At 65.3% G+C, this 24,637-nt stretch carries 22 protein-coding genes; 5 read left to right on the top strand and 17 right to left on the bottom strand.

What is annotated here, in order from left to right:
* Positions 1–3 precede the first annotated feature (3 nt).
* Positions 4–1,560, top strand: a complete 1,557-nt coding sequence (locus BI327_RS25120; RefSeq protein WP_076863956.1) for an MDR family MFS transporter — start codon at positions 4–6, stop codon at positions 1,558–1,560.
* 290 nt (positions 1,561–1,850) lie between these two features.
* Entirely contained in the window at positions 1,851–3,161 is a 1,311-nt protein-coding gene (locus tag BI327_RS25115; protein ID WP_076863955.1) for an ABC transporter substrate-binding protein, read from the top strand.
* Positions 3,162–3,352: 191 nt separating this feature from the next.
* Here the strand turns inward: BI327_RS25115 and BI327_RS25110 are convergent, their stop codons facing one another.
* The 9 genes from BI327_RS25110 to BI327_RS25070 form a co-directional block, all read right to left on the bottom strand.
* The gene (locus BI327_RS25110) at positions 3,353–4,522 is read right to left on the bottom strand and encodes a Gfo/Idh/MocA family protein (RefSeq protein WP_076863953.1); all 1,170 of its coding nucleotides are present in this window, start codon (positions 4,520–4,522) and stop codon (positions 3,353–3,355) included.
* Between the two features lie 15 nt (positions 4,523–4,537).
* Positions 4,538–5,389: a shikimate dehydrogenase gene (locus tag BI327_RS25105; protein ID WP_076863951.1), complete on the bottom strand. Its 852-nt coding sequence runs from the start codon at positions 5,387–5,389 to the stop codon at positions 4,538–4,540.
* Between the two features lie 18 nt (positions 5,390–5,407).
* The gene (locus tag BI327_RS25100; protein WP_076863949.1) at positions 5,408–5,872 is read right to left on the bottom strand and encodes an SRPBCC domain-containing protein; all 465 of its coding nucleotides are present in this window, start codon (positions 5,870–5,872) and stop codon (positions 5,408–5,410) included.
* A 10-nt stretch (positions 5,873–5,882) separates the two neighbouring features.
* On the bottom strand, positions 5,883–6,206 hold the full coding sequence (locus BI327_RS25095; RefSeq protein WP_076863947.1) for an ArsR/SmtB family transcription factor: 324 nt from the start codon (positions 6,204–6,206) through the stop codon (positions 5,883–5,885).
* A 134-nt stretch (positions 6,207–6,340) separates the two neighbouring features.
* Positions 6,341–6,937 (bottom strand): protocatechuate 3,4-dioxygenase subunit alpha, encoded by a 597-nt coding sequence (gene pcaG, locus BI327_RS25090; RefSeq protein WP_076863945.1) that lies wholly within the window; start codon positions 6,935–6,937, stop codon positions 6,341–6,343.
* Entirely contained in the window at positions 6,938–7,639 is a 702-nt protein-coding gene (gene pcaH / locus BI327_RS25085) for a protocatechuate 3,4-dioxygenase subunit beta (protein WP_076863943.1), read from the bottom strand.
* Between the two features lie 38 nt (positions 7,640–7,677).
* Positions 7,678–8,217: a 4-hydroxylaminobenzoate lyase gene (locus BI327_RS25080; protein WP_076863941.1), complete on the bottom strand. Its 540-nt coding sequence runs from the start codon at positions 8,215–8,217 to the stop codon at positions 7,678–7,680.
* Between the two features lie 14 nt (positions 8,218–8,231).
* Positions 8,232–8,960, bottom strand: coding sequence for a nitroreductase (locus tag BI327_RS25075; RefSeq protein ID WP_083742218.1), 729 nt, complete (start codon positions 8,958–8,960; stop codon positions 8,232–8,234).
* Positions 8,936–10,168, bottom strand: coding sequence for an ABC transporter substrate-binding protein (locus BI327_RS25070; protein WP_245334924.1), 1,233 nt, complete (start codon positions 10,166–10,168; stop codon positions 8,936–8,938). The genes BI327_RS25075 and BI327_RS25070 overlap by 25 nt, the downstream gene beginning before the upstream one ends.
* Before the next feature lie 219 nt (positions 10,169–10,387).
* On the opposite strand from BI327_RS25070, the gene BI327_RS25065 reads away from it, so the two are divergent.
* On the top strand, positions 10,388–11,380 hold the full coding sequence (locus tag BI327_RS25065) for a LysR family transcriptional regulator (RefSeq protein WP_076863937.1): 993 nt from the start codon (positions 10,388–10,390) through the stop codon (positions 11,378–11,380).
* Here BI327_RS25065 and pcaG (BI327_RS25060) read toward each other — a convergent pair.
* The 3 genes from pcaG (BI327_RS25060) to pcaF form a co-directional block, all read right to left on the bottom strand.
* Positions 11,377–11,973 carry a protocatechuate 3,4-dioxygenase subunit alpha gene (gene pcaG / locus BI327_RS25060; protein ID WP_076863935.1) on the bottom strand — a complete coding sequence of 199 codons (597 nt, stop codon included), beginning with the start codon at positions 11,971–11,973 and terminating at the stop codon, positions 11,377–11,379. The two genes, BI327_RS25065 and pcaG (BI327_RS25060), sit on opposite strands and share 4 nt — an antisense overlap.
* The gene (gene pcaH / locus BI327_RS25055) at positions 11,974–12,675 is read right to left on the bottom strand and encodes a protocatechuate 3,4-dioxygenase subunit beta (protein ID WP_076863932.1); all 702 of its coding nucleotides are present in this window, start codon (positions 12,673–12,675) and stop codon (positions 11,974–11,976) included.
* 105 nt (positions 12,676–12,780) lie between these two features.
* A complete protein-coding gene (pcaF, locus tag BI327_RS25050; RefSeq protein WP_050426436.1) occupies positions 12,781–13,989 on the bottom strand; it encodes a 3-oxoadipyl-CoA thiolase in 1,209 nt (402 codons plus the stop codon).
* Between the two features lie 313 nt (positions 13,990–14,302).
* On the opposite strand from pcaF, the gene mutS reads away from it, so the two are divergent.
* Positions 14,303–17,029 carry a DNA mismatch repair protein MutS gene (gene mutS / locus BI327_RS25045; protein ID WP_076863931.1) on the top strand — a complete coding sequence of 909 codons (2,727 nt, stop codon included), beginning with the start codon at positions 14,303–14,305 and terminating at the stop codon, positions 17,027–17,029.
* A 93-nt stretch (positions 17,030–17,122) separates the two neighbouring features.
* Here the strand turns inward: mutS and BI327_RS25040 are convergent, their stop codons facing one another.
* From BI327_RS25040 to BI327_RS25020, 5 genes are all read right to left on the bottom strand, one after another.
* Positions 17,123–17,920 carry a hypothetical protein gene (locus BI327_RS25040; RefSeq protein WP_076863929.1) on the bottom strand — a complete coding sequence of 266 codons (798 nt, stop codon included), beginning with the start codon at positions 17,918–17,920 and terminating at the stop codon, positions 17,123–17,125.
* A gap of 185 nt (positions 17,921–18,105) precedes the next feature.
* Positions 18,106–18,615 carry an OsmC family protein gene (locus tag BI327_RS25035; protein WP_076863927.1) on the bottom strand — a complete coding sequence of 170 codons (510 nt, stop codon included), beginning with the start codon at positions 18,613–18,615 and terminating at the stop codon, positions 18,106–18,108.
* A gap of 57 nt (positions 18,616–18,672) precedes the next feature.
* A complete protein-coding gene (locus BI327_RS25030; RefSeq protein ID WP_076863925.1) occupies positions 18,673–19,458 on the bottom strand; it encodes an ABC transporter ATP-binding protein in 786 nt (261 codons plus the stop codon).
* The gene (locus BI327_RS25025) at positions 19,458–20,294 is read right to left on the bottom strand and encodes an ABC transporter permease (RefSeq protein WP_076864275.1); all 837 of its coding nucleotides are present in this window, start codon (positions 20,292–20,294) and stop codon (positions 19,458–19,460) included. Before BI327_RS25025 ends, BI327_RS25030 begins: the two co-directional genes overlap by 1 nt.
* Before the next feature lie 217 nt (positions 20,295–20,511).
* Positions 20,512–21,486, bottom strand: coding sequence for an aliphatic sulfonate ABC transporter substrate-binding protein (locus BI327_RS25020; RefSeq protein WP_076863923.1), 975 nt, complete (start codon positions 21,484–21,486; stop codon positions 20,512–20,514).
* Between the two features lie 198 nt (positions 21,487–21,684).
* On the opposite strand from BI327_RS25020, the gene BI327_RS25015 reads away from it, so the two are divergent.
* Complete coding sequence (locus tag BI327_RS25015) at positions 21,685–24,477, top strand: [protein-PII] uridylyltransferase (protein WP_076863921.1); 2,793 nt, start codon at positions 21,685–21,687, stop codon at positions 24,475–24,477.
* Positions 24,478–24,637 lie beyond the last annotated feature (160 nt).

Raw genomic sequence — 24,637 nt, 5'->3', positions numbered from 1 at the left:
GCGATGAATGCACCGTCACCATCAGCCGTGCCCGGCATGCGCCGGAACATGGTGACGATCTGCGCGATGACCGCGACGATCATGCAGGCGCTCGACACCACGATCGCCAACGTCGCGCTGCCCTATATGCAGGGCTCGCTGTCGGCCTCGCAGGACCAGATCAACTGGGTGCTGACCTCCTACATCGTCGCCGCCGCGATCATGACCGCGCCGGTGGGCTGGATCGCCAACCGCTACGGCCGCAAGCGCATCTTCATCATCTGCTCGGCCGGCTTCACCATTGCCTCGGTGTTCTGCGGCCTGGCGCAGGACATCAACCAGATGGTGCTGTTCCGCCTGCTGCAGGGCGTGTTCGGCGCCGCGCTGGTGCCGCTGTCGCAGGCGGTGATGCTGGATTCCTACGCGCTGCACGAGCGCGCCAAGGCGATGTCGATCTGGGGCATGGGCGTGATGATGGGCCCGATCATGGGGCCCTCATTGGGCGCCTGGCTGACCGAGACCTATTCCTGGCACTGGGTGTTCTTCGTCAATCTGCCGTTCGGCGCGATCACCGTGCTCGGCCTCGCCGTGTTCATGGACGAGACCAAGCAGGACCTCAATCTGCGCTTCGACTGGTTCGGCTTCGGCGCGCTCGCGACCGCGATCGGCTCGCTGCAGCTCGCGCTCGACCGCGGCGAGCAGCTCGGTTGGCTGGAATCCAACGAGATCGTGATCGAGTTCATCGTTTCAGCGATCGGCTTCTACTATTTCTTCGCCCATTCGCTGACGACCAGCCGGCCGTTCATCCAGTTCGCACTGTTCAAGGACAAGAACTTCCTCGGCGGCTGCGTGTTCATGACGGTCATGGGCCTCGTGCTGTACTCGACGATGGCGCTGTCGTCGCCTTACTTGCAGAACGTGGTCGGCTATCCGATCATCACCGCGGGCCTGCTGCTGGCGAGCCGCGGCGCCGGCACCTTCGTCGCGATGATGCTGGTCGGCCGCTTGATGCGCTACATCGAGGCGCGCACGCTGATCATCTCCGGCCTCGGGCTGACCGCAGCGTCGCTATTCCGGATGACCGGCTGGACCGACATGACGCAGGCGAACGAGATCATCGTCGTCAGCGTTGTCCAGGGCTTCGGCTTCGGCCTCGTGTTCGTGCCGCTGTCGACGGTGGCGTTCCTGACGCTGCCCAACCATCTGCGCACCGACGGCACATCGATGCTGACGCTGCTGCGCAACGTCGCGAGCTCGGTCGGCATCTCGATCGTGATCGCGCAGCTCACCGAAGGCTCGCGGCGGATCTACGCCAAGCTGTCCGAGCAGATCAATCCGTTCAATCACGCGCTGCAGATGCCGGACGTATCAGGCATGATCAACCTCAACACCGATGCCGGCCGCGCGATGGCCGACCGGATGGTGGCGGCGCAGTCGCAGATCATCGCGTTCTCGCACGACTACCAGCTGGTGATGCTGTTCATCCTGGTCTCGATCCCGCTCGCGCTGATGATCGGCTCGACCAGGGCCGCACTGCGCGCGCAGTCAGCGCCGTCGGACCATGCCGCGGTGATGGAGTAGTTTGCAGCGCTCTCGCGTCCGATAGCGCGCTCTAACCGCTTTACTGGTGTCATCGCCCGGCTTGACCGGGCGATCCAGTACGCCGCGGCCCATCGGCTCTAGCACTGCTGTCTCTGGAATACTGGATCGCCCGGTCAAGCCGGGCGATGACAGTCTTGGTGCGGGCCGACCTCGACCAAAGCGCAAGACACAGCCCCCCCGCAATCGCGTTGACTTTCCGACATCGCCTCCCAATACTCCCCGAAAAATAAACACCCGTCACACAACCGACGGTTTCAGGGGAGGACGCGATGCCGACTTCACGCAGGACGCTGCTGAAGACCTCAGCGGCTGCCGCCGCTGCTTTCAGCTTCGATTGGACACGCGCGCAGGCGCAGGCCGAGACGGTGCGGATCGGCGTGATCTACGACCTCACCGGTCCGTTCGCCGCCGGCGGCTCGGTCGCCTCCTCGATCGGCACCCAGATCGCGATCGATCTCGTCAACGAGAAGGGCGGCGTCGGCGGCAAGTACAAGATCGCGCCGGTCAACGTCGATTCCCAGAGCAAGCCTGATGTCGCGATCAACGAGGCCAATCGCCTGATCGACCAGGAGAAGGTCGACATCCTCAACGGCGTGTTCGCGAGCTCGCACGCGGTGCCGCTCGCCGCCAAGGTCGAGCAGCAGAAGCGCATCCTCTGGATCACGACTGCGGTCTCGACCGCCGTGTTCAAGGACAAGAACCTGCAATATGTGTTCCGCGCGCAGATCCATTCCGACCAGTACGGCCAGGCCTTCGGCGGCTTCCTCGGCGAGCACGCCAAGGCGAAGCTCGGCATGGAGCCGAAGGACGTCAAGGTCGCGCTGATCCACGAGGACGGTCCCTACGGCGTCGGCGTCGCCGCCGCCGACGAGACCTTCGCCAAGGAAGCCGGGCTGCAGGTCGTGCTCAAGGAAGGCTATTCGGCCTCCGCGCCCGACCTCTCGGTGCTGGTGACCAAATTGAAGCGCGCCAAGGCCGACATCATCTCGCATGCCGGCTACAACCCCGACATCACGCTGTTCCTGCGCCAGGCGCGCGAGAGCGGGCTGAAGTTCAAGATGTTGTTCGGCGCCGGCGCGGGCTACAGCCAGCTCGACAAGCTGCGCACGACCTTCGGCGCCGACATCGACAATTTCTGCAACATCGACCCCGTTCCGGCGCAGCTGCTCGATCCGGCCAAGCTGGCGCCCGGCGTCGGCGACCTCACCAAGACCATGGTTGCGCGCTACCGCGAGAAGACCAGCGCCACCGAAGTGCCGCCGCACTGCTCGATGGGCTTCAACCAGACCTGGGTGCTGCTCAACAATGTGCTGCCGGTCGCCAAGGAGAAATATGGCGGCTTCGATCCCGAGGCGATCCGCAAGGCCGCGCTCGACGTCGACATCCCGCCGGGCGGCACCATTCAGGGCTATGGCGTGAAATTCTATCCGCCGGGCACGCCGATGTCCGGCCAGAACGAACGCTCAACGCCGGTCGTGATGCAGAACGCCGGCGAGCGCATCACCGTGGTGTGGCCGACGAATATCCGCACCCAGGACCCGGTGTTTCCGTTGCCGAAGGGATCGGTGTACGGGGCGTAGAGATTACGATCTTTGTGCGGCCTGTCGGAGCTATTCCCGTCATCCTGAGGTGCGAGCCTCTTCGGCGAGCCTCGAAGGATGCACGGCCCTGCTCTGGCCGATTCATCCTTCGAGGCTCGCTCCGCTCGCACCTCAGGATGACGGGTCTGGTACAAGCACGAGTGAGACGAGGGCAATCTACTGCCCGTAACCTACAACACCACCCGCCTGCCCTCATCCGCGGCCCAATAGCCGGCGTAATTCACCTTCGTCGTCTCATACGCCAGCGCGAGGCCGGCGAGCGGCTGCCGGCCGGTCGCCACGCATTCCATGAAGTCCTGGATCTCCTGCAGATAGCCGCGGGTCCATTCCTCCTCGAGGCAGACATATTGCCAGCCGGTTTTGCGATCGACCTTCTCGGTAATGTAGACCGACGCGAGCTTCTCCTCTGAGGTCTGGTAGCTCGTCAGATGCGTGTTCGGCGTGATGTTGGCGAACAATGATCCACCTGAGGTGTAGGTCTCGATCAAATTGCGCACGCCGCCCATGATCATGTCGCCGGAAAATACCGTGGCCTTGGTGCCGTCGGAGAAGGTCGCGGTCAGCGTGCCCCAATCCTCGACGTCGACCGGATTGGCCTTGATGTAGGCGCGCTCCTCCGGCTTGAGTCCCGCCGTGACATTGCCGACGTCGCAGGTGACGCTGGCGACAATGATGCTCTCGCCGCGGGCTTTCGCCTCGACCTGCTTGAGATAGAGCACGGCCGACAGTGGATGGCAGCCCATCCGGATCAGCGAGCCGCCGCCGGTCATCGCCCATTGCGCGGCGTGCGCGGCATGCGAGCCGGAATGGCTTTCCTCGCCCTTCATGAACAGGATCTTGTCGCCGGTGGCGCGGACGATCTCCGCGGTCTTGGTCACCGCCGGCGCATAGATCCAATCCTCGGCATACATGAAGAGCTTTCCGGTCCGCTCGATCGCGATGCGGGTCGCTTCCATCTCCTCCATCACGCGCTGGTACATCAGCGCCTTCGGGACGTGTTTGCCGATCGGCGTCTTGTCGCCGGGCTGCCCGAAATAGCCGCTGAACGGCTTCTCGCAGATCACGTGCTTGCCGGCCTGCATCGCCTCGACGATCATCGCGGCATGCAGGTTGGGCGGCGTGCAGATGTCGATGACATCAAGCTCGCGGTCGGCGACCAGCTCGGCAAAGCTGCGATAGGCGTTCGGGATCCGGTGCTTGCGGGCGAACTCATTGACATGATCGCCGCGCGCCGCGACCGCCCGCACCTCGACATCGACGCCATAGACGCGCCGGTAGGCGTACATATGCAGCTCCGACACGAAGCCGCAGCCGGCCAGACCGACCCTGATTTTTGTCATTTATGTCTCCGCCCTTCAGGCGGACGAAGAGTAGCGTGCAGCCATCACGGCGTCGAACGCATTTGCCATCGCCTCAAGCGGCGGCGTCATCCCCGTGAACAGCTTGAATGCGTCGGCCGACGCGTTGATCGCCAACTCGCGGCCGGTGAGGACGCGGGCGCCCTTGGCCTTGGCCGCCGTGAGTAACGGCGTCCAGAGCGGCGTATAGACGGCGTCGGCGACCCACATCGCGGGACGCAGCAGCGCGTCCGGCACCGGCGTGTCGCGGCTCGGCAGCATGCCGACCGGCGTCGCATTGACGAGACCTGCGGCGCCTTGCACCGCGGCCTCGACGCTGGTGGCGTGAGCCGCATGATGATCTTGCAATTGGGCCGCAAGCTGCGCGGCCTTGGCAGCATCGGCGTCGAAGATGCGTAGCCCGGCAACGCCAAGGCCCGCGAGCGCGAAGGCGATCGCCTTGCCGACGCCGCCGGCCCCGATCAGCGCGATCGGGCCGCGCGGCGCGCTGGCGAGCAACGGTTCGATCGCGCGCGCAAAGCCTGTTGCATCGGTATTGTGCCCGACCAGACGCGCGTCATCGACGACGATGGTGTTGACCGCGCCGATCGCGCGGGCGTCCGGTGCGAGGTCATCGATGAGATCGACCACCGCTTCCTTGCAGGGAAAGGTGACGTTGACGCCGGCGAAGCCGAGCCGCCTGACGCCCTCTAGCATCGCGCGCAGCTCGTCACGCCCGGCGCCCTTCACCTCGATGAGCTGGTAGTGACAGCGGACGCCGAGCGATGCGGCGGCCTGCTCGTGCATCGCAGGCGCCGCCGAATGCGCGATCGGATACCCGATCAGACCGGTCAGGAAACGGTCGCGCATTATCCCTCACAGCAATGGTCAGCTCATGCGGTCGAGCCGAGCATAGCTGTCTTCCATGCCGTGCTCCATGCCGGTCGCGAGCATCGCCGCGCGGGTCTCGGCATCCGGCAGCGTCATCCGCATGGTCATCAGGGTGCCGTCGCCGTCGGGTGCGAAGCGCGTCTCGACATGATTGTCCGGTGTCGGGTCCGGCAGATGCATGCGCCCGACATGGACGATGCGGCTGAACGGTTCGAGTTCGAGATATTCGCCGGTCTGATAGAAACCGCGGCCCCGGCCGTCGGTCCATTCGAAGCGGATCCTGCCGCCGGGCCTGAGCTCGCTGATACAGACCGGCATGGTCCAGCCATCCGGACCAAGCAGCCACTGCTGCAGCAGCTCCGGCTCGGTATGCGCGCGATACACCGCCTCGGGCGGCGCAACGAAGCGCCTGGTCACGACGATGTAGCGGTCGCCTTCGGTCTTCAGCGTCAACTTACTCATAGGGCACCTTTCACTTCTCAGGCTTCATGGCGGCCAGCACTCCGTCCAGCCGGTCGTAATTGGTCTCCAGCGCGCGGCGCAGCATGCCGAGCCATTGATCGATCTCGGCGACCGCCGTCGGCGCCAGCCGGCACGGCCGCTTGGTGCCTTCAGCGCGCCGCACGATCAGGCCCGCACCCTCGAGCACCTTGAGATGGCGGGAGATCGCGGGCTGGGTCAGCTCGAACGGCTCGACCAGCTCCATGACCGTCGCCTCGCCGAGCGCGAGACGCGCCAGGATCGCCCGGCGGGTCGGGTCGGCGAGCGCGGAGAAGGCGGCGTCGAGGTTGGCCATACTTGATCTCACATCGGTTATATAACGTATATGTTATATAACCGATGCTGCATGGTCAAGCAAAATCCGCTGCGGCGAAGGCGCGCAGCGGATTTCGGTCGTTCCTTCAATGCTGGATCGGCGTGCCGCCTGGGCTAGACGTCGAAGAATACGGTCTCGTTGTCGCCCTGCAGATGGACGTCGAACGTGTAGACGTTGCCTGCGTTGCGCTTCGCGATCAGGGTCGCGCGGCGATCGGCCGGCACCAGCGCCAGCGTGGAATCAGCCGCATTGCCGGCTTCGTCGTCGAAGTAGATCCGGGTGTAGAGGTGCAGCAGCATGCCGCGCGCGAACACTGCGAGCAGGATGTGCGGTGCCTGCGGCTTGCCGTCGGCGTCGGGCACCACGCCCGGCTTGATGGTGTCGAACGCATAACCGCCGCTCTTGTCGGTGCCGCAGCGGCCAAAACCTTTGAAGCTTGAGTTCGGCAGCGCGCGCTGGTCCTGCGGATCGGAGAAGCGGCCCTGGGCATCGGCCTGCCAGATCTCCAGCATGCAATCCGGGATGACAGCGCCGTCGCCGTCATGGACCTTGCCCTCGACGCGGATCCGCTCGCCGGATGTATCCGGCGTCAGCAGATTGTTGCTGAAGGCGTCGTTCCATTCATACTCGCCGTTCGGCGTCAGGCCGTACTTGAAGTACGGGCCAACGGTCTGCGAGGGCGTGATTCCATCAGGGCGCTGGTTCGACACTTACTTGGTCTCCATCGGCGTGGCGTTGCGGCCGCGCAGCACGATATCGAAGCGGTAGCACAGCGCCCATTCCGGCTGGGTGTTGTCCAGATCGAACGAGGAGATCATCCGTGCCCGCGCCTTCGCATCGGTCACCGAGTTGAAGATCGGGTCGAACGGGAACAGGGGATCGCCGGGGAAATACATCTGCGTCACCAGACGCGAGACGAAGGAATGGCCGAACACCGAGAAATGGATATGCGCGGGCCGCCAGGCATTGTGGTGATTGCCCCAGGGATAGGCGCCGGGCTTGATGGTGACGAACTTGTAGTAACCGCTCGCGTCGGATTGCGTGCGGCCGGCGCCCGTAAAATTCGGATCGAGCGGCGCCGGATGCTGGTCGACGACGTGGATATAGCGGCCGCAGGCATTGGCCTGCCACAGCTCGACCAGCGTGTTGGGCACGCCGCGGCCGTCCTCATCGAGCACATGGCCGTGCACGATGATGCGCTCGCCGAGCGGCTCGCCCTTGGCCTGGATGGTGAGGTCGTTGTCGTTCGCTCGAACCGTCTCATGACCATAGACCGGCCCGGTGAGTTCCGAGAGCGTGTGCCGCATCGGGATCAACGGCTTTTGCGGCGCGCGCTTGATCGCGCTCCTGTACGCGGGCGACAGACGCGCGGGGTGGACGCCGTTCGAGGCGACCGGATAGATCAACGTCATGTGCTTGCTCCGGACAGAATGGACGCACGCGCCCGGTGTCAGGCGGGCGCCTTGAAGTCGTAGGAGATGCGCCCGGCCGGCAGATAGAACAGCGCGATGACGGCGCCGCCCCGCACTTCCGGATAATGCCGGCTGCCGGGATCCGGCGCCGTCCAACCCGGTCCCTGCCAGCCCTGCAATCCCTTCAACTGGGCGCCCTTGTCGAGGGGAACGACGAGATTGAGCTCGCCATAGGGATGGCCGTGATACTGCCCGCGCAGCACATCATGATCGTCCTCGTCCTTGAAGCGGCGCGCATCGATGCTGTTCATGTAGACCGCGGTGATGCTGAACTGGAACGTCTCCGCGACCGGCTCGAGGATGCGGCTGCGCCGATAGTTCGGGCCCTCCACCTCCTGGTTCGCGGCCCAACCCTCCTCGACTCCCATTTTGATGAGGCGGGCGAGATCCTGGTAGAGCGCGCTCGTCTCGCCATAGGTCTCGTTGAGCCATCGCTCCATCGCCGCGCTCGGCGTCATGTCCTTGACTTCGCGCAGAAACGGAATGCTGCGTTCGATCAGCTGTTCACGGCTTCCCATGATCGTCTCCTGTTCTATTTGTCAAAGCCCTTGAAGGAGGTGAACGCCTCCAGATCCGCGCGCGGCATCAGTCGCGCTTTTCCCCGCTCCCTCGGGTGACCGATCGAGATCCCGCAGGCGACCATCTGCTCCGCCGGGATCGACAGCGCCGGGCGCAAGATCCGGTGGTACCTGGCGAAGGTTTCCTGCGGGCAGGATTGCAGCCCGCGCCCCACCGCCGCCAGCATCACGTTCTGGATGAACATGCCGAGATCGAGCCAGCTTCCCATCGCCAGGCGACGATCGATGGTGACGATCAATCCAACCGGCGCGCCGAAGAAGGTGAAGTTCTTCGCGGTCTGCCTGCTCCGCGCCGCAGCGTCGCTTTGCGCGATACCGAGCGAGTCATAATACAATCGGCCGAACTCCTGCCGGCGGCCGAGATACGGCTCCGGAAACTCGCTGGCATAGTATTGATATTCGGAGACGTGCTCGTTCGACTCCGTCTCAAACGCGTGCAGCAGCGCAGCCGACACGTCGGTCTTGACGGCGCCCGCGAGCACGTAGACGTGCCAGGGCTGGATGTTGGCGCCGCTCGGCGCGAACCGCGCCACGCGCAGGATCTGTTCGACGGTCGAGCGCGAGACCGGGCTGCCGGAGAACTCGCGGCACGACAGCCGGCCGGCGATCACGTCGTCGATCGGATTGCGGCAAATTTCGCTCACTGCGTCGGGCTCGATCACGACTTCTTCACAAGCGGACATCCGCCGTCCTCCATCGGTATGAAGGCCTCATCCCCCGGGATCGTCGCCAGCAGCTGGTAGTAGTCGAACTGGTACTTCGACTCGTCCGGAGATTTGACGCGGAACAGATACATGTCGCGGACCAGCCGGCCGTCCTGACGGATCGTGCCGTTGCGGGTCATGAAATCGTTCACCGGCAATTCCCGCATCTTGGCCGCAACAGTCGGTCCATCAAGCGTGCCGGCAGCTTCAACCGCCTTGAGATAGTGCATGACCGCGCCATAGGTGCCGGCATGAATCATCGACGGCACCTTCTTGGTCTTCTCGATGTAGCGCTTCGACCAGGCGCGCGTCTCATCGTTGAGATCCCAGTAGAAGGCGGAGCTGAGCATCAGGCCTTGCGAGCTCTGCAGCCCGAGACTGTGAATGTCATTGATGAAGACCAGCAGACCGGCCAGCTTCTGCCCGTGCGTCACGCCGAACTCGCCCGCCTGCTTCACGGCATTGACGAAGTCGCCGCCGGCGTCGGCGAGCGCGATCACGTCCGCCTTGGAGGCCTGCGCCTGCAGCAGGAAGGACGAGAAATCCGGCGTATTGATCGGATGCTTGACGGCACCAACCACCTTGCCGCCGTTGGCATCGATCACCTTGCGGCTGTCGGCCTCGAGCTGCAAACCGAGCGAATAGTCGGCCGAAACGAAGAACCAGGATTTTGCGCCGAGACGCGAAATCGCCTTTGTCGTGCCCTGCGACAACGCGTAGGTGTCGTAAGTCCAGTGGATGCCGGTCGGCGAGCATTCGTCGCCGGTCAGCCGCGAGGTGGCCGCGCCAGTCGCGAGAAACAGCTTCTTCTTGTCGCGGGTGATGCCTTGCACGGCGAGCGCGACGGCGGAATTCGGGACGTCGAGGATCGCCTCGACATTCTCGTTCTCCAGCCACCGCCGCGCGATCGTTGCACCGATATCGGCCTTGTTCTGATGATCCCCCGCGATGATCTCGATCGGGCGCCCGAGCACCTTGCCCTTGAAATCGTCCACCGCCATCTGCGCCGCGACGACCGAACCCTGGCCGCCATTGTCGGCGTAGAGCGACGACATGTCGGTCAGCACACCGAGCCTGACCGGCCCGTTCTGCGCAAATGCCGAGGTCGCGAGCGTCATGAACGCCAGCGCCAATCCGAACGACCTGCGCGCACCACCATGGTTCGATTTCACCGAGGCACTCATCATGTTGTTTCCTCCCAACCCGGCGCCGGCAATCTTGGCCAGAACGCCGGATTGCGGAAGTGAAAGTCTTGCAGGGTGATCCTGAACCGGCTTCAGAACGCCGATGGCGGCGATGCGCTCGGATAATCCGATCGGTTGCATCAGCCGCGCGCCTGGCCTTAACTGCGAGCGATCGCAGAATTTTGCAGAGGCGCGCGATCCGCTACCGACGGGACTCGCATCGTGTCCGTTTCGTTCAAGACATTGGATTTGAACCTACTCAAGGTGTTCGACGCCGTCATGGAGGAGCGCAGCGTGCTGCGCGCCAGCCAGAAGGTGGCATTGAGCCAGTCCGCCGTGAGCCACTCGCTGGCGCGGCTGCGCGAGATGCTGGACGACGAGCTGTTCGTTCGCACCGCCACCGGCATGCAGCCGACCGCGCGCGCGCTGACGATGGCGCCGCAGGTTCGCCAAGCGCTGCGATCGCTGGAGGCAGCGGTCGAGCTGCCGACTTTCGCGCCGGCGAAATCCACCAAGCCGTTCACGCTCGCCGCCAACGATTTCACGACGATGGTGCTGGCGCCGCCATTGCTTAAGATTCTCGGCCGCGAGGCTCCGGCGATCGACCTGACCATCAAGCCGGTGACGCGGATCGATCTTGCCGAGCAGATCGACCTCGGCCGCATCGACGTCGCGATCGGCGTGTTCTCGTCGCCGCCGAGCCGCTTCCGCACCGCGCTGCTGTTCGAATATGACGACGTGCTGATCGTCGGCAAGAAGCGCAAGCTCGGCCGGCTCGACCTCGCGAAGCTCGCGACCTTGCCGCTGGTCGTCGTCTCCTTCGGCGGCGAGCAGGAGGGCGCGATCGGCGGCTTCATCTCCGAGCGCGGGCTTGCCCGGCGTTCCGAGATGTACGACCGGCCGGCGCTCGAACGGGCACTCTCCGACAGCGACCGGCCGCCACGAATTGCGGTCTCGCTGCCGCACTTCCTTGCGCTGCCCGCACTGCTGATCGATTCCGAGCTGGCCGCGATCGTTCCGCGGCCGCTGGCGCGTGCGCTCGAACAGGCGCATGCGATCACAACGTATGAACTGCCCTACACCACGACGCCCGTGGAGGTCCGGCTGCTCTGGCACGAACGCGTCGAGGACGAGCCGTCGCACGAATGGCTTCACGAGGTGCTGCGCCGCGCGACGGAAGAGCTCAGGCGCGGCGGCGCACGGCCGGCGGCCTAGACGTCGAAGAACACCGTCTCGTTGTCGCCCTGGAGGTGGACGTCGAACGCGTAGGCGTTGCCGCCTGTCTTCTTCGCGATCAGGGTCGCGCGGCGATCGGCCGGCACCAGCGCCAGCACGGCATCGTTAACGTTGCCGGCTTCGTCGTCGAAATAGATCCGCGTGTAGAGATGCAGCAGCATCCCGCGCGCGAACACCGCGAGCACGATATGCGGCGCCTGCGGCTTGCCGTCGGCGTCAGGCACCACGCCGGGCTTGATGGTGTCAAAGGCGTAGCCGCCGCTCTTGTCGGTGCCGCAGCGGCCAAAACCCTTGAAGCTTGAGTTCGGCAGCGCGCGCTTGTCCTGCGGGTCGGAGAACCGGCCCTGGCTGTCGGCCTGCCAGATCTCCAGCATGCAGTCCGGAATGACAGCGCCGTCGCCGTCATAGACCTTGCCTTCGACACGGATGCGCTCGCCCGAGACGTCAGGCGTCAAGAGGTTGTTGGTGAAGGCGTCGTTCCACTCATACTCGCCGTTCGGCGTCAGGCCGTATTTGAAATAGGGGCCGACGGTCTGCGAGGGCGTGATTCCATCAGGACGCTGGTTCGACACTTACTTGGTCTCCATCGGCGTGGCGTTGCGGCCGCGCAGCACGATATCGAAACGGTAGCACAGCGCCCATTCCGGCTTGGTGTTGTCGAGATCGAACGAGGAGATCATCCGTGCCCGCGCCTTCGCATCGGTCACCGAGTTGAAGATCGGATCGAACGGAAACAGGGGATCGCCGGGGAAATACATCTGCGTGACCAGACGCGACACGAAGGAATGCCCGAACACCGAGAAGTGGATATGGGCCGGCCGCCACGCATTGTGGTGATTGCCCCAGGGATACGCGCCGGGCTTGATGGTGATGAACTTGTAGTAGCCCTTGTCATCGCTCTGGGTGCGGCCCGCGCCAGTGAAATTCGGATCGAGCGGCGCCGGATGCTGGTCGACGACGTGGATGTAACGGCCGCAGGCATTGGCCTGCCACAGCTCGACCAGCGTGTTCGGCACGCCGCGGCCGTCCTCATCAAGCACATGGCCGTGCACGATGATGCGCTCGCCGAGCGGCTCGCCCTTGGCCTGGATGGTGAGGTCGTTGTCGTGCTGACGCACCGTCTCATGACCATAGACCGGACCGGTGAGTTCCGAGAGCGTGTGCCGCATCGGGATCAACGGCTTTTGCGGCGAACGCTTCACGGTGGAGCGGTAATCCGGCGACAGCCGCGCCGGATGGGCCGCAAGCGATTGCAGCGGATACAACAGGGTCATGGCAAATTCCTCCGCGGCCCACGCGCCCGGCGGGCTCACATCAGATCATTATAATGCATAACCAAATTGGGGAAGGGCTGTTTTCAACCCTTCCAAGCCATTGGATTAGTTCAGCTTTTCGATCGCGACCGCGACGCCCTGGCCGACTCCGACGCACATAGTTGCCAAGGCAAGCTTCCCGCCCCGCTTCTCCATGCCGTGCACGGCGGTCAAGACCAGCCGCGCGCCGCTCATGCCGAGCGGATGGCCGAGCGCAATCGCGCCGCCATGCGGATTGACGAAATCGGCATCTTCCTTGACGCCAAGCTGGCGCAGGCACGCGATGCCCTGCGAGGCAAACGCCTCGTTGAGCTCGATCAGGTCGAAGTCCGACACCTTGATGCCGAGACGCTCGACCAGCTTCTTGGTCGCCGGCACCGGGCCGATGCCCATGATGCGCGGCGGCACCGCGGCCGAGGCAAGGCCGAGGATCTTTGCGCGCGGCGTCAGGCCGTGCTTCTTCACCGCGGCTTCGGAAGCCAGGATCATCGCGGCGGCGCCGTCATTGACACCCGACGCGTTGCCGGCGGTGACGGTGCCCGGATTGCGCACGATCGGCTTCAGTTTTGCCAATCCTTCGAGCGTGGTCTCCGGACGCGGATGCTCGTCCTTGTCGACCGTGATGGGGCCGGCCTTGCCGCCGGGCACCTGGATCGGCACGATCTCCTCGGCGAAATAGCCCGACGCGATCGCCGCACCTGCGCGCTGCTGCGAGCGGATCGCCATCGCATCCTGATCGGCGCGCGACACCTGGAATTCCTCGGCGACGTTCTCGCCGGTCTCCGGCATCGCATCGACGCCGTACTGCGCCTTCATCAGCGGATTGATGAAGCGCCAGCCGATCGTGGTGTCGTAGATGTCGGACGAACGCGAGAAGGCTTCCGAAGCCTTGCCCATCACGAACGGCGCACGCGTCATCGATTCGACGCCGCCGGCGATCGCGAAATCGATCTCGCCGGCGCGGATGGCGCGGCCCGCGGCGCCGACTGCGTCGAGGCCGGAGGCGCAGAGCCGGTTCAACGTCTGGCCGGGAACCGATTCCGGCATGCCGGCGAGCAGGAGCGCCATGCGCGCGACGTTGCGGTTGTCCTCGCCGGCCTGGTTGGCGCAGCCGAAATAGACCTCGTCGACCTCGTTCCAATTGAGCGTCGGATGCTTGGCCATCAGCGCCTTGATCGGGGCCGCGGCGAGATCGTCGGCGCGCACCTTGGCGAGCGAACCGCCGAAACGGCCGATCGGGGTCCGGACGGCATCGCAAATGAACACATCACGCATTGAATCTCTCCCTGAATGCCGCGACTTAGGCGCTGGATCGGCTGGAACTTGAGATGGGTTTTAGGAGCGTGCCCGCGGCAGGTCAATTGACGCGGCTGCGCGCCCTGCACGCATTACCGTGAGGGCTGACATAAAGGCACCGTGGACAGGGTGGAAAACCCTGGCCTCGCGGATAGGACCGCGGGACGAAATTCTGTAGTTTCCGCCCCTGGAGCCTCGTCGGTTCTGATGAGATCAGAACCGGGCTCCAGATTCTTGTTTGGACGCGTTTTCTTCACGCGAACCGGTGCCCACTTCTCTCGAAAACGCTCTGATGACCATTCAACAGCCGATCCCCGTTCCGCCCGAAGCCAGTGCCGCCGAGGCGCCGTCGCGCGTCACGCCGATGATGGAACAGTACCTCGAAATCAAGGCCGCTCATCCCGGCCTGCTGCTGTTCTACCGGATGGGCGATTTCTACGAGCTGTTCTTCGAGGATGCCGAGATCGCCTCGAAGACGCTCGGCATCGTGCTGACCAAGCGCGGCAAGCATCAGGGCATGGACATCCCGATGTGCGGCGTGCCGGTCGAGCGCTCCGAGGACTATCTGCATCGCCTGATCGGCGCCGGCCACCGCGTCGCGGTGTGCGAGCAGACGGAAAATCCCGCCGAGGCGAAAGCCCGCGGCAACAAGAGCGTGGTCCGCCGCGGCGTGGTGCGGCTGGTGACGCCGGGCACGCTGACCGAAGACACGCTGCTCGATGCCCGCACCAACAATTATCTGATCGCGATCGCGCGGGCCCGCGGCTCGGCCGGCGCGGATCGTCTTGGCCTTGCCTGGATCGATATTTCCACCTCGGAATTCATGGTGACGGAGTGCGCGACCGCCGAGCTTGCGGCGACATTGGCGCGGATCAATCCGAACGAGGCCATCGTCACCGACGCGCTCTACAGCGACAACGAACTGGCGCCGACCTTGCGCGAGCTGCCGTCGGTGACGCCGCTGACCCGCGACGTGTTCGACAGCGCCACCGCCGAACGGCGGCTGTGCGACTATTTCGCGGTCGCGACCATGGATGGCCTGTCGGCGATGTCGCGGCTGGAAGCGACTGCCGCGGCTGCCGCCGTCACCTATATCGATCGCACCCAGGTCGGCAAACGTCCGCCGCTGTCGCCGCCGGCACGCGAGGCCGCCGGCACCACGATGGCGATCGATCCGGCGACCCGCGCCAATCTCGAACTGACCCGCACGCTGGCCGGCGAACGCCGCGGCTCGCTGCTCGATGCGATCGACTGCACCGTGACCGCCGCAGGCTCGCGCCTGCTGGCGCAACGCCTCGCCGCGCCGCTCACCGATGTTGCCGTGATCGCGCGGCGGCTCGATGCGGTCACGGCATTCGTTGCGGATTCCGCGGCACGCGAGGACATCCGGACCGTGCTGCGCGCGGCGCCCGACATGTCGCGGGCGCTGGCGCGGCTCTCGGTCGGCCGCGGCGGCCCGCGCGATCTCGCCAGCCTGCGCGACGGCATCGTTGCCGCCGACCAGGCGTTGGACCTGCTCGCGCAGCTCAGCGATCCGCCGGCCGAGGTTTCGACCGTGATGGCGGCCTTGCGGCGTCCCTCGCGCGACCTCGCACGGGAATTCTCCCGCGCACTGTCAGAGCAATTGCCGCTGATCAAGCGTGACGGCGGCTTCATCCGCGAGAGCTATGAGGCCGCGCTCGACGAGAGCCGCAATCTGCGCGATGCCTCGCGCCTCGTCGTCGCCGCGATGCAGGCGCGCTACGCCGAGGACACCGGCATCAAGACGCTGAAGATCCGGCACAACAACGTGCTCGGCTATTTCGTCGAAGTCACCGCGCAGCACGGCGACAAGCTGTTCGCCCCGCCGCTGAATGCGACCTTCATTCATCGCCAGACCCTGGCCGGACAGGTTCGCTTCACGACGTCAGAGCTCGGCGAGACCGAGGCCAAGATCGCCAATGCCGGCGAGCGCGCGCTCAATCTCGAGCTCGAGATCTTCGAGCGGCTGAGCGCGATGGCGCTCGCGGCGAGCGACGATTTGCGCAACGCCGCGCACGCCTTTGCGATGCTCGACGTCGCGACCTCGCTGGCCAAGCTTGCGATCGACGACAATTACGTGCGGCCCGACGTCGACGGCTCGCTCGGCTTTGCGATCGAGGGCGGCCGCCATCCGGTGGTCGAGCAGGCGCTGAAGCGCGACGGCCAGCCGTTCATCGCCAATGCCTGCGATCTGTCGCCGGCGCCCGCTCAGAAGTCCGGCCAGCTCTGGCTGATCACCGGTCCGAACATGGCCGGTAAATCGACCTTCCTGCGCCAGAACGCGCTGATCGCGCTCCTTGCCCAGATTGGAAGCTATGTGCCGGCGTCACGGGCGCGGCTCGGCATCGTCGACCGGCTGTTCTCGCGCGTCGGGGCCGCCGATGACCTGGCGCGGGGACGCTCGACCTTCATGGTCGAGATGGTCGAGACCGCCGTGATCCTCAACCAGGCCAGCGAACGGTCGCTCGTCATCCTCGACGAGATCGGCCGCGGCACCGCGACGTTCGACGGCCTGTCGATCGCCTGGGCCGCGATCGAGCATCTGCATGAGAGCAACCGCTGCCGCACGCTGTTTGCCACCCACTATCACGAATTGACTGCGCTCTCGGCCAAGCTGCCGCGGATGTTCAACGCCACGGTGCGGGTCAAGGAGTGGCAGGGCGACGTCGTGTTCCTGCACGAGGTGCTGCCGGGCTCCGCGGACCGTTCCTACGGCATCCAGGTCGCCAAGCTCGCCGGCCTGCCGCCCGCGGTGATCACGCGCGCCAAATCGGTGCTGGCGAAACTCGAAGCCCAGGACCGCGGCCAGACCGCACGCGCCTTGGCCGATGACCTGCCGCTGTTCGCCGTCCCCTCCCGCGCCGCCGCCGAGGACAAGCCGCCGAGCGGGGCGGACCTGCTGGTGGAAGCGGTGAAGGCGCTGCACCCCGATGAGATGTCGCCGCGCGAGGCACTGGATGCGTTGTATGCGCTGAGGGCGAAACTGCCGAAGCAGTGACGGTGCCGTAGGGTGGTTAGCCGAAGGCGTAACCCACCATTGTCGCGGCGAGAAAAGCGGTGGGTTACGCTTCGCTAACCCACCCTACGCGGTCTACGCCTTCGCCTTCCTCCGCCCGAGTTGCCACAGCGCCAGATTCCACACGATGCAGGTGGCGAGTGCGCAGCACAGGCCTACGGCCGAGCCGAATTGCGCGACCGCGACGTGCAGCACGGCGATGCCGAGGCCGAAGCCGAGCAGGCCCCAGGCGCTGTTGGCGAGCACGGCAGCGGTGGCGGGGCCGCCGATCCGCGGATGCAGGATCAGCATCATCGAGGAGAACACGATCGGAAACAGCGCGATCACGCCGGTGACGCGCGGGCCGACCCAGGTCGAGGCGGTGACCACGGTGCCGACCAGGCTCGCGACGAGCGCGGCGCGCAGCGGAATGTCGTACCAGCGCCGCGCAATCAGCGGCATCCTGGCGACGTGCCGATACGGCTTCAGCAGCGGAATGCAGATCGCAAAGGCAATCGCATTGAGGATCAGCCCGCCGGCCAGCGTCCAGGCGAACTGACGGATGATGGTGCCGAGCACGAGCCACAACGCGATCGCGCTTCCTGCGCTGATCCACATGCTGAAGCGCTGCGCCAGCACCGCATAGGTGAGGCCCATGAAGATCGTCGCCGCATTGACCGGCAGGCTCGACAGCGCGCCCTCGGCGATGAAGGCGGCGTCATGGTCAAGCGCGAGGAAGGTGTACGACGGCCCGGCCGAGATCGGCAGGGTTGCGATCAGCGCGCCGATCACCGGCCCCGACCGCTCCGTGATGATGGACGCAGAGACCACGAACGCGGCCGCAACCGCCATGCGCAGCACGAGGAGCAGGATGAAGTGGAGTTCGGGGGACATTTCTTCTTTTCTTATCCTCCCCTGGAGGGGGAGGATCGGTTCGCATGCAGCGCAGCGGAATGCGAAACGAGGTGGGGTGATCTCTCAGCACGGAAGACTGATCGGGTTGAGGGACCGTCACCCCACCCCGCCTCGCATCTTGCGATGCGAGACGACCCTCCCCCTCCAGGGGAGGGTAAGAGCGATCACACCCGTTGCATCGTCACCGTCACCTTCGGGCCGTTCTTGATGGTCTGATAGACCACGCAATAGCGCTCCGTGAGCTTCAGCAGGAGGTCGAGCTTGTCCTGCGGCGCGTCGGTGCCGACGTCGAAGCGGAGGCGGATCTCGCGGAAGCCGACCGGGGCCTCCTTGTCGACGCCGAGCGTGCCGCGGAAATCCAGATCGCCCTCGGCGAACACGTTGCCGACCTTCAGCGGCACTTCGACCGCGGTTGCGACCGATTTCAGCGTGACGCCGGCGCAGGCGACCAGCGCCTCCAGCAGCATGTCGCCGGAGCAGAGCTCGAGCCCGGAGCCGCCGGTGGCGGGATGCAGGCCGGCGACCGCGAGCGCGCGGCCGGTTTCGACCTTGCAGGACAGGCTTTCGTTGTCGATCTTGCCCTTGGCCTTCAACGTGATCACGGCGGCCTGGGGGTCGGTCTTGTAACGCTCCTTGATCGGAGCCTGCATTGCGCGGAGTTCGGCGGAGTCCATGGTCTTGTCTCCCGGCTGTTTTTCTTTATTCCGATGTAAGGCCTTGGAGTGCCGATGTCACCACCACATCGCCTCGCCGGCGCTGGATTTGTCGGTGACGTCACGCACCGAACGGTCCAGCGAGCGGTCGAGCGCGGTCAGCACGCGGCGCTTGAAGGTATCGAACAGCTCCGATTTGCGGTCGCGCGGCCGCGCCAGGTTGATGGTGATCGTCTCGAACAGCCGGCCGGGCCGCGGCCGCATCACCAGCACGCGGTCGGCGAGCACCACGGCCTCGTCGACGTCGTGGGTGACCAGGATCAGGGTCGGCCGCGCGTCGGCCCAGAGATCGAGCAGATGATCCTGCAAATCGCGCCGGGTGAAGGCATCGAGTGCCGAGAACGGTTCGTCGAGCAGCAGCACTTCCGGCTGCGGCACCAGCGCGCGGGCGATCGCGACCCGCTGCGCCTGTCCGCCGGAGAGTTCGCGCGGCCAGGCTGAGGCCTTATCAGTGAGGCCGACGCGGGCCAGCGCCGATGCGACCCGCTCGCGCCTGATATCGGCCGGCAGGTCGGCGAGGCCGAAGCCGATATTGTCGGCGACGCTGAGCCAGGGCAAAAGCCGCGGCTCCTGGAAGATGATGCCGATCTTGGCGTGCGGCGAGGTGATGACGGCATTGTCGAGCGTCACGCTGCCGGCGCTGGCGCGATCGAGCCCGGCGATGGCGCGCAGCAAGGTCGACTTGCCGCAACCGGAGCCGCCGATGATGGCGATGATCTCGCCCGGCGGGATCTCCGCCGAGAAGCGTTCCAGCGCGTGGACGCCGTTCGGATAGGTCTTGCCGACGTCTTTGAGTGCGAGCATCACCGGCCTCCCCGCGCGCCGAACGCGTCCTGCCAGCGCAGCAGCGGCGCGGCGGCGACCTCGATCAGCCAGTCGGTCAGCTTGCCGAGGATCGCGAAGATCACGATCGCGGCGAGGATCTGCGCCGGCTTGCCGAGCTGCTGACCGTCGAGCAGGAGATAGCCGAGCCCTTCGGAGGCGCCGATCAGTTCGGCCGCGACCACGAACATCCAGCCCAGGCCAAGACCGACCCGCAGCGCCACCACATAGGCCGGCAGCACGGCCGGCAACAGGATGCGGCGGATCATGGCGGGCCCGGACAGGCGGAACACGCGGCCGACCTCGACGATCTTGCGATCGACCGAGAGGATCGCGCCCATCACGCCGAGATAGATCGGAAAGAACACGCCGACCGCGATCAGCGCGACCTTCGAGGTCTCGAAGATGCCGAGCCAGAGCACGAACAGCGGCACCCAGGCGAGCGAGGGGATCGCACGCAAGGCCTGCACCGTTGGATCAAGCAGGCGCTTGGCGAAATCCCAGTAGCCGGAGATCGCGCCCATGATGGTGCCGGCGATCACGCCGAGCGCAAAGCCCGCACCGACCCGCCACAGCGTCGCCAGAATATGCCGCGCCAGTTCGCCGCTTCTGGCGAGCTCGACGATGGTCTGAAACACTTTTGACGGCGGCGGCACCAGGCGGCCGTTGGAATAGCCGAGGCCAACGACGAGTTCCCAGCCCAGCGCACACACGACCGGCACCAGAAGCCCGAGCGCCGGCCGCGCATACCGCGACCACCGCGCCGGCGCCGCACGCGGCGCGGCCGTCTGTTCCAGCGCGGGCAGGTCAACGGTCATGGCCATAGCAAGAACTATTCTTCTGACGGGATTGCAAGGTGGGGGCGATGACCTCTTATCCTCCCCTGGAGGGGGAGGATCGGTTCGCATGAAATGCGAACCGAGGTGGGGTGATCTCTCAACACGGGCACTGCTCGAGTGGAGAGACCTCCACCCCACCCCGCCGCTCATTTCATTCGCGTCGACCCTCCCCCTCCAGGGGAGGGTGAAGGCGGAGCTAGTTCGTCGGCAGCGGGACCTGATCGTCGATCAACGCGTCCAGCGCGGCCTTCACGTCGGTCTTGGCGTCGATCACGCCGGCCTGCTGCAAGGCGAGACCGGCGGCGAGGATCGACTCGCGCTGTGGCGCGCCGATCCGGCTGTGGGTCAGCTCGGTGCGCTCCTTGAGCTGCTTGTCGACCACCGCGTCCGGCAGTTTCGTCACCGCGATGAAGGTCTTCTTCAGCTCGTCATAGTTGGCCAGCGAATATTTGCGCGCTTCTTCATAGGTCGCAAGCACGCGGCGGACGATATCCGGATGCGCCTTCAAAAACTCCTCGCGGACATTGAGGATGCCCCAGGTGTTGGCGTCGGCCTTGCGGTAGAACAGTCTGGCGCCCTCCTCGACCTCCGCCTGCGCCATCATCGGATCGAGGCCGGCCCAGGCGTCGACGTCGCCGCGGATCAGCGCGGTCTTGCCATCGGCGTGCTGCAACAGCACCGGCGTGATGTCCTTTTCGGTGAGACCGGCGCCGAGCAGCGCGCGGACCAGGAAGATGTGCGGATCGGTGCCGCGGGTCACCGCCACGCGCTTGCCCTTGAGATCGGCGACGGAGGCGATCTTGGAGTCCTTGGTGGTGACCAGCGCGGTCCATTCGGGACGCGAATAGACATAGATCGACTTGATCGGGTTGCCGTTGATCCGGGCGACCAGCGCGGCCGAGCCCGCAGTCGAGCCGAGATCAATCGAACCGGCGTTGAGGAATTCGAGCGCCTTGTTGGAGCCGGCCGACTGCACCCAGACGATGCTGATGCCGTCCTTGGCGAATTCCTTCTCCAGGAGGCCCTTTTGCTTCAGCACCATCGACACCGGATTGTAGGTCGCCCAGTCGATCCGGATCTCCTTCAGCGCGTCGGCGGCGAGCGCTGTGCCGGGCAGCAATGTCGAGACCGCGAAAAGCGCAGCGAAGGCGCGCCGGGAAAATTTATGCATTCGTCGATCTCCTCCAGAGACTTAAGAAACAATCTTTTATTTCAATGAGTTAGCCTTGCGGTCAACGAGAAAATCTCTACCCTTTACGAGATGGCGCGAGAACGATCTTGCTCGAAGCGCCATTGAGAGAGCATGGAGCTGCTGTCGTCATACTTTGGTCAGTGACAGCAACAGCTCCGTCCGATATCGGATGAACGTATGGACAGCGTCGTAGCCGAGGCCCGCCCTGAAGCGGATGATCGTTTCGAGACCGAGCGGATCACCGCGGCGGTCAATGAACTGGCCGAACAGCATGCCGGCCGCGAGGATCAGTTCCGCGCCGCGATGGCCCAGCTGCTCAAGGCCGAGCTGATCGCGGCGCGCGCCACGGCGCAGGCACTGTTGCTGAAGGACCGTCACGGCCGCCGCTGCGCCGAACGACTCTGCTTCGTGCAGGACGAGATCATCCGCATCCTCTACGCCGCGGCGACGAGGCATCTCTACCACTCGCCGATCCCCTCCGGTGCCGAGCGCATGGCCGTGGTCGCGACCGGCGGCTATGGCCGCGGGCTGATGGCGCCGGAATCCGACATCGACCTGTTGTTCATCCTGCCGTACAAGCAGACCGCCTGGGGCGAGCAGGTCGCCGAAGCCATTCTCTATTGTCTCTGGGACATGGGGCTGAAGGTCGGCCACGCCACCCGCTCGGTCGATGAATCGATCCGCCAGGCACGCGGCGACATGACGATCCGCACTGCGATCCTGGAGACGCGCTTCCTGACCGGCGACCAGCCACTCTATGACGAGTTGGTCGAGCGCTTCGACAAGGAAGTCGTGCAGGGCACTGCGTCGGAATTCGTCACCGCAAAACTCGCCGAGCGTGAGGAGCGGCATCGCCGCGCCGGCCAGTCGCGCTACCTGGTCGAGCCCAACGTCAAGGACGGCAAGGGCGGCCTGCGCGACCTGCACACGCTGTTCTGGATCGCCAAATACGTCTACCGCGTGCGCGAGACCGACGAGCTCCTGGAACGCGGCGTGTTCGACGCGCAGGAGTATCGCACCTTCCGCCGCTGCGCCGATTTCCTGTGGTCGGTGCGCTGCAACCTGCACTTTTTCGCCGGGCGCGCCGAGGAGCGGCTGTCGTTCGACATGCAGCGCGAGATCGCGGTCCGCCTCGGCTACACCTCGCATCCCGGCATGCAGGACGTCGAGCGCTTCATGAAGCACTACTTCCTGATCGCCAAGGACGTCGGCGACCTCACCGCGATCCTGTGCGCCAAGCTCGAGGAGGAGCACAACAAGCCGGCGCCGGTGCTGAGCCGGATGGTGGCGCGGCTGCGGCCCGGCACCAAGCGGCGGCGCCTGGCCGGCAGCGACGACTTCATCGTCGACAACAACCGCATCAACCTCGCCGCACCCGACGTGTTCAAGCACGATCCGGTCAATCTGATCCGGATCTTCCGCCTCGCGCAGCAGAACAACCTCGCCTTCCATCCCGATGCGATGCGCACGGTGACGCGCTCGCTGAAGCTGATCAACACCCAGCTCCGCGAGAACGACGAAGCCAACCGGTTGTTCATGGAGATCCTGACCTCCGACAATGCGGAGGTGGTGCTGCGGCGGATGAACGAGACCGGCGTGCTCGGCCACTTCATCCGCGCCTTCGGCAAGATCGTGTCGATGATGCAGTTCAACATGTACCACCACTATACGGTGGACGAGCATCTGCTGCGCTGCATCGGCTACCTGCAGGACATCGAGCGCGGCGGCAACGAGGAGTTCACGGTCGCAAGCGACCTGTTCCGCAAGATCCGCCCCGAACACCGCCCGGTGATCTATATCGCGACCCTGCTGCACGACATCGCCAAGGGCCGGCCGGAAGATCACTCGATCGCCGGCGCCAAGGTGGCACGGCGGCTGTGCCCGCGCCTTGGCTTCTCCGCCGCCGACACCGAGCTGGTGGCCTGGCTGATCGAGGAACATTTGACGATGTCGACGGTCGCGCAATCGCGCGACTTGTCGGACCGCAAGACCATCGAGAATTTCGCCGCCGTGGTGCAGTCGGTCGAGCAGATGAAGCTGCTGACGATCCTGACCACCGCCGATATCCGCGGCGTCGGCCCGGGCGTGTGGAACGGCTGGAAGGCGCAACTGCTGCGCACGCTGTATTACGAGACCGAGCCGGTCTTGACCGGCGGCTTCTCGGAAGTGAACCGCGCCCAGCGCATCGCGGTAGCGCAGGCCGAATTCCGCCGCGCCTTCACCGAATGGCCCGAGGCGGAGCTCAACGCCTATATCGGCCGGCATTATCCGGCCTACTGGCTCAAGGTCGAGCTGCAACGCAAGATCCGCCAGGCGCGCTTCATCCGCGCCAGCGAGCAGGCCGGCCACAAGCTTGCGATCAATGTCGGCTTCGACGAGATCCGCGCGGTCACCGAGCTGACGATTCTGGCGACCGACCACCCCTGGCTGCTGTCGATCATCGCGGGGGCCTGCGCGTCGGCCGGCGCCAACATCGTCGACGCGCAGATCTACACCACGACCGACGGCCGTGCGCTCGACACCATCTCGATCTCGCGCGAATACGATCGCGACGATGACGAGGGCCGCCGCGCGACGCGGATCGGCGAGATGATCGAGCAGGTGCTGGAAGGCAAGCTCCGGCTGCCCGAGGCAGTGGCCAAGCGCGCGGTGCGCAGCAAGGCGCGGCCGTTCATCGTCGAGCCCGAAGTGACCATCAACAACCAGTGGTCCGACCGCTACACCGTGATCGAGGTCTCCGGCCTCGACCGCCCCGGCCTGCTGTACCAGCTCACCACCGCGATCTCGAAGCTCAACCTCAACATCGCCTCCGCCCATGTCGCGACCTTCGGCGAGCGCGCCCGCGACGTGTTCTATGTCACCGATCTGCTCGGCGCCCAGGTCACCGCGCCGACCCGCCAGGCCGCGATCAAGAGCGCGCTGCTGCATCTGTTGTCGAGCGAGGACCAGGCGGCGAAGCCGGCGGCGTAGAATCGTAGGGAGACGTCCGAAGAGGCTGAGCCCGGAATCCATCAGGGCTAGAGGGGACTGGATTCCGGGCTCTCTCGGAGGCTGTTATCGGACCCGTCTTGCGCGACCCTGGCGTGAGCAGCCATCGCTCCGGTCCGGCAGCCTGCCGGGGCTAACTCCT

The sequence above is a fragment of the Bradyrhizobium mercantei genome, from assembly GCF_001982635.1.
Lineage (GTDB): Bacteria > Pseudomonadota > Alphaproteobacteria > Rhizobiales > Xanthobacteraceae > Bradyrhizobium > Bradyrhizobium mercantei.
The sequence above is the reverse complement of the archived record's forward strand: the minus strand, read 5'-3'. Positions and strand labels throughout refer to the sequence as shown.

Bases quoted from the DNA above. Each gene is read 5' to 3' on its own strand.
- BI327_RS25120 (WP_076863956.1), top strand. From the start codon at position 4: ATGAATGCACCGTCACCATCAGCCGTGCCCGGCATGCGCCGGAACATG.
- BI327_RS25115 (WP_076863955.1), top strand. From the start codon at position 1,851: ATGCCGACTTCACGCAGGACGCTGCTGAAGACCTCAGCGGCTGCCGCC.
- BI327_RS25110 (WP_076863953.1), bottom strand. From the start codon at position 4,522: ATGACAAAAATCAGGGTCGGTCTGGCCGGCTGCGGCTTCGTGTCGGAG.
- BI327_RS25105 (WP_076863951.1), bottom strand. From the start codon at position 5,389: ATGCGCGACCGTTTCCTGACCGGTCTGATCGGGTATCCGATCGCGCAT.
- BI327_RS25100 (WP_076863949.1), bottom strand. From the start codon at position 5,872: ATGAGTAAGTTGACGCTGAAGACCGAAGGCGACCGCTACATCGTCGTG.
- BI327_RS25095 (WP_076863947.1), bottom strand. From the start codon at position 6,206: ATGGCCAACCTCGACGCCGCCTTCTCCGCGCTCGCCGACCCGACCCGC.
- pcaH (WP_076863943.1), bottom strand. From the start codon at position 7,639: ATGACGTTGATCTATCCGGTCGCCTCGAACGGCGTCCACCCCGCGCGT.
- BI327_RS25080 (WP_076863941.1), bottom strand. From the start codon at position 8,217: ATGGGAAGCCGTGAACAGCTGATCGAACGCAGCATTCCGTTTCTGCGC.
- BI327_RS25075 (WP_083742218.1), bottom strand. From the start codon at position 8,960: ATGTCCGCTTGTGAAGAAGTCGTGATCGAGCCCGACGCAGTGAGCGAA.
- BI327_RS25070 (WP_245334924.1), bottom strand. From the start codon at position 10,168: ATGATGAGTGCCTCGGTGAAATCGAACCATGGTGGTGCGCGCAGGTCG.
- pcaH (WP_076863932.1), bottom strand. From the start codon at position 12,675: ATGACCCTGTTGTATCCGCTGCAATCGCTTGCGGCCCATCCGGCGCGG.
- pcaF (WP_050426436.1), bottom strand. From the start codon at position 13,989: ATGCGTGATGTGTTCATTTGCGATGCCGTCCGGACCCCGATCGGCCGT.
- mutS (WP_076863931.1), top strand. From the start codon at position 14,303: ATGACCATTCAACAGCCGATCCCCGTTCCGCCCGAAGCCAGTGCCGCC.
- BI327_RS25040 (WP_076863929.1), bottom strand. From the start codon at position 17,920: ATGTCCCCCGAACTCCACTTCATCCTGCTCCTCGTGCTGCGCATGGCG.
- BI327_RS25035 (WP_076863927.1), bottom strand. From the start codon at position 18,615: ATGGACTCCGCCGAACTCCGCGCAATGCAGGCTCCGATCAAGGAGCGT.
- BI327_RS25030 (WP_076863925.1), bottom strand. From the start codon at position 19,458: ATGCTCGCACTCAAAGACGTCGGCAAGACCTATCCGAACGGCGTCCAC.
- BI327_RS25025 (WP_076864275.1), bottom strand. From the start codon at position 20,294: ATGACCGTTGACCTGCCCGCGCTGGAACAGACGGCCGCGCCGCGTGCG.
- BI327_RS25020 (WP_076863923.1), bottom strand. From the start codon at position 21,486: ATGCATAAATTTTCCCGGCGCGCCTTCGCTGCGCTTTTCGCGGTCTCG.
- BI327_RS25015 (WP_076863921.1), top strand. From the start codon at position 21,685: ATGGACAGCGTCGTAGCCGAGGCCCGCCCTGAAGCGGATGATCGTTTC.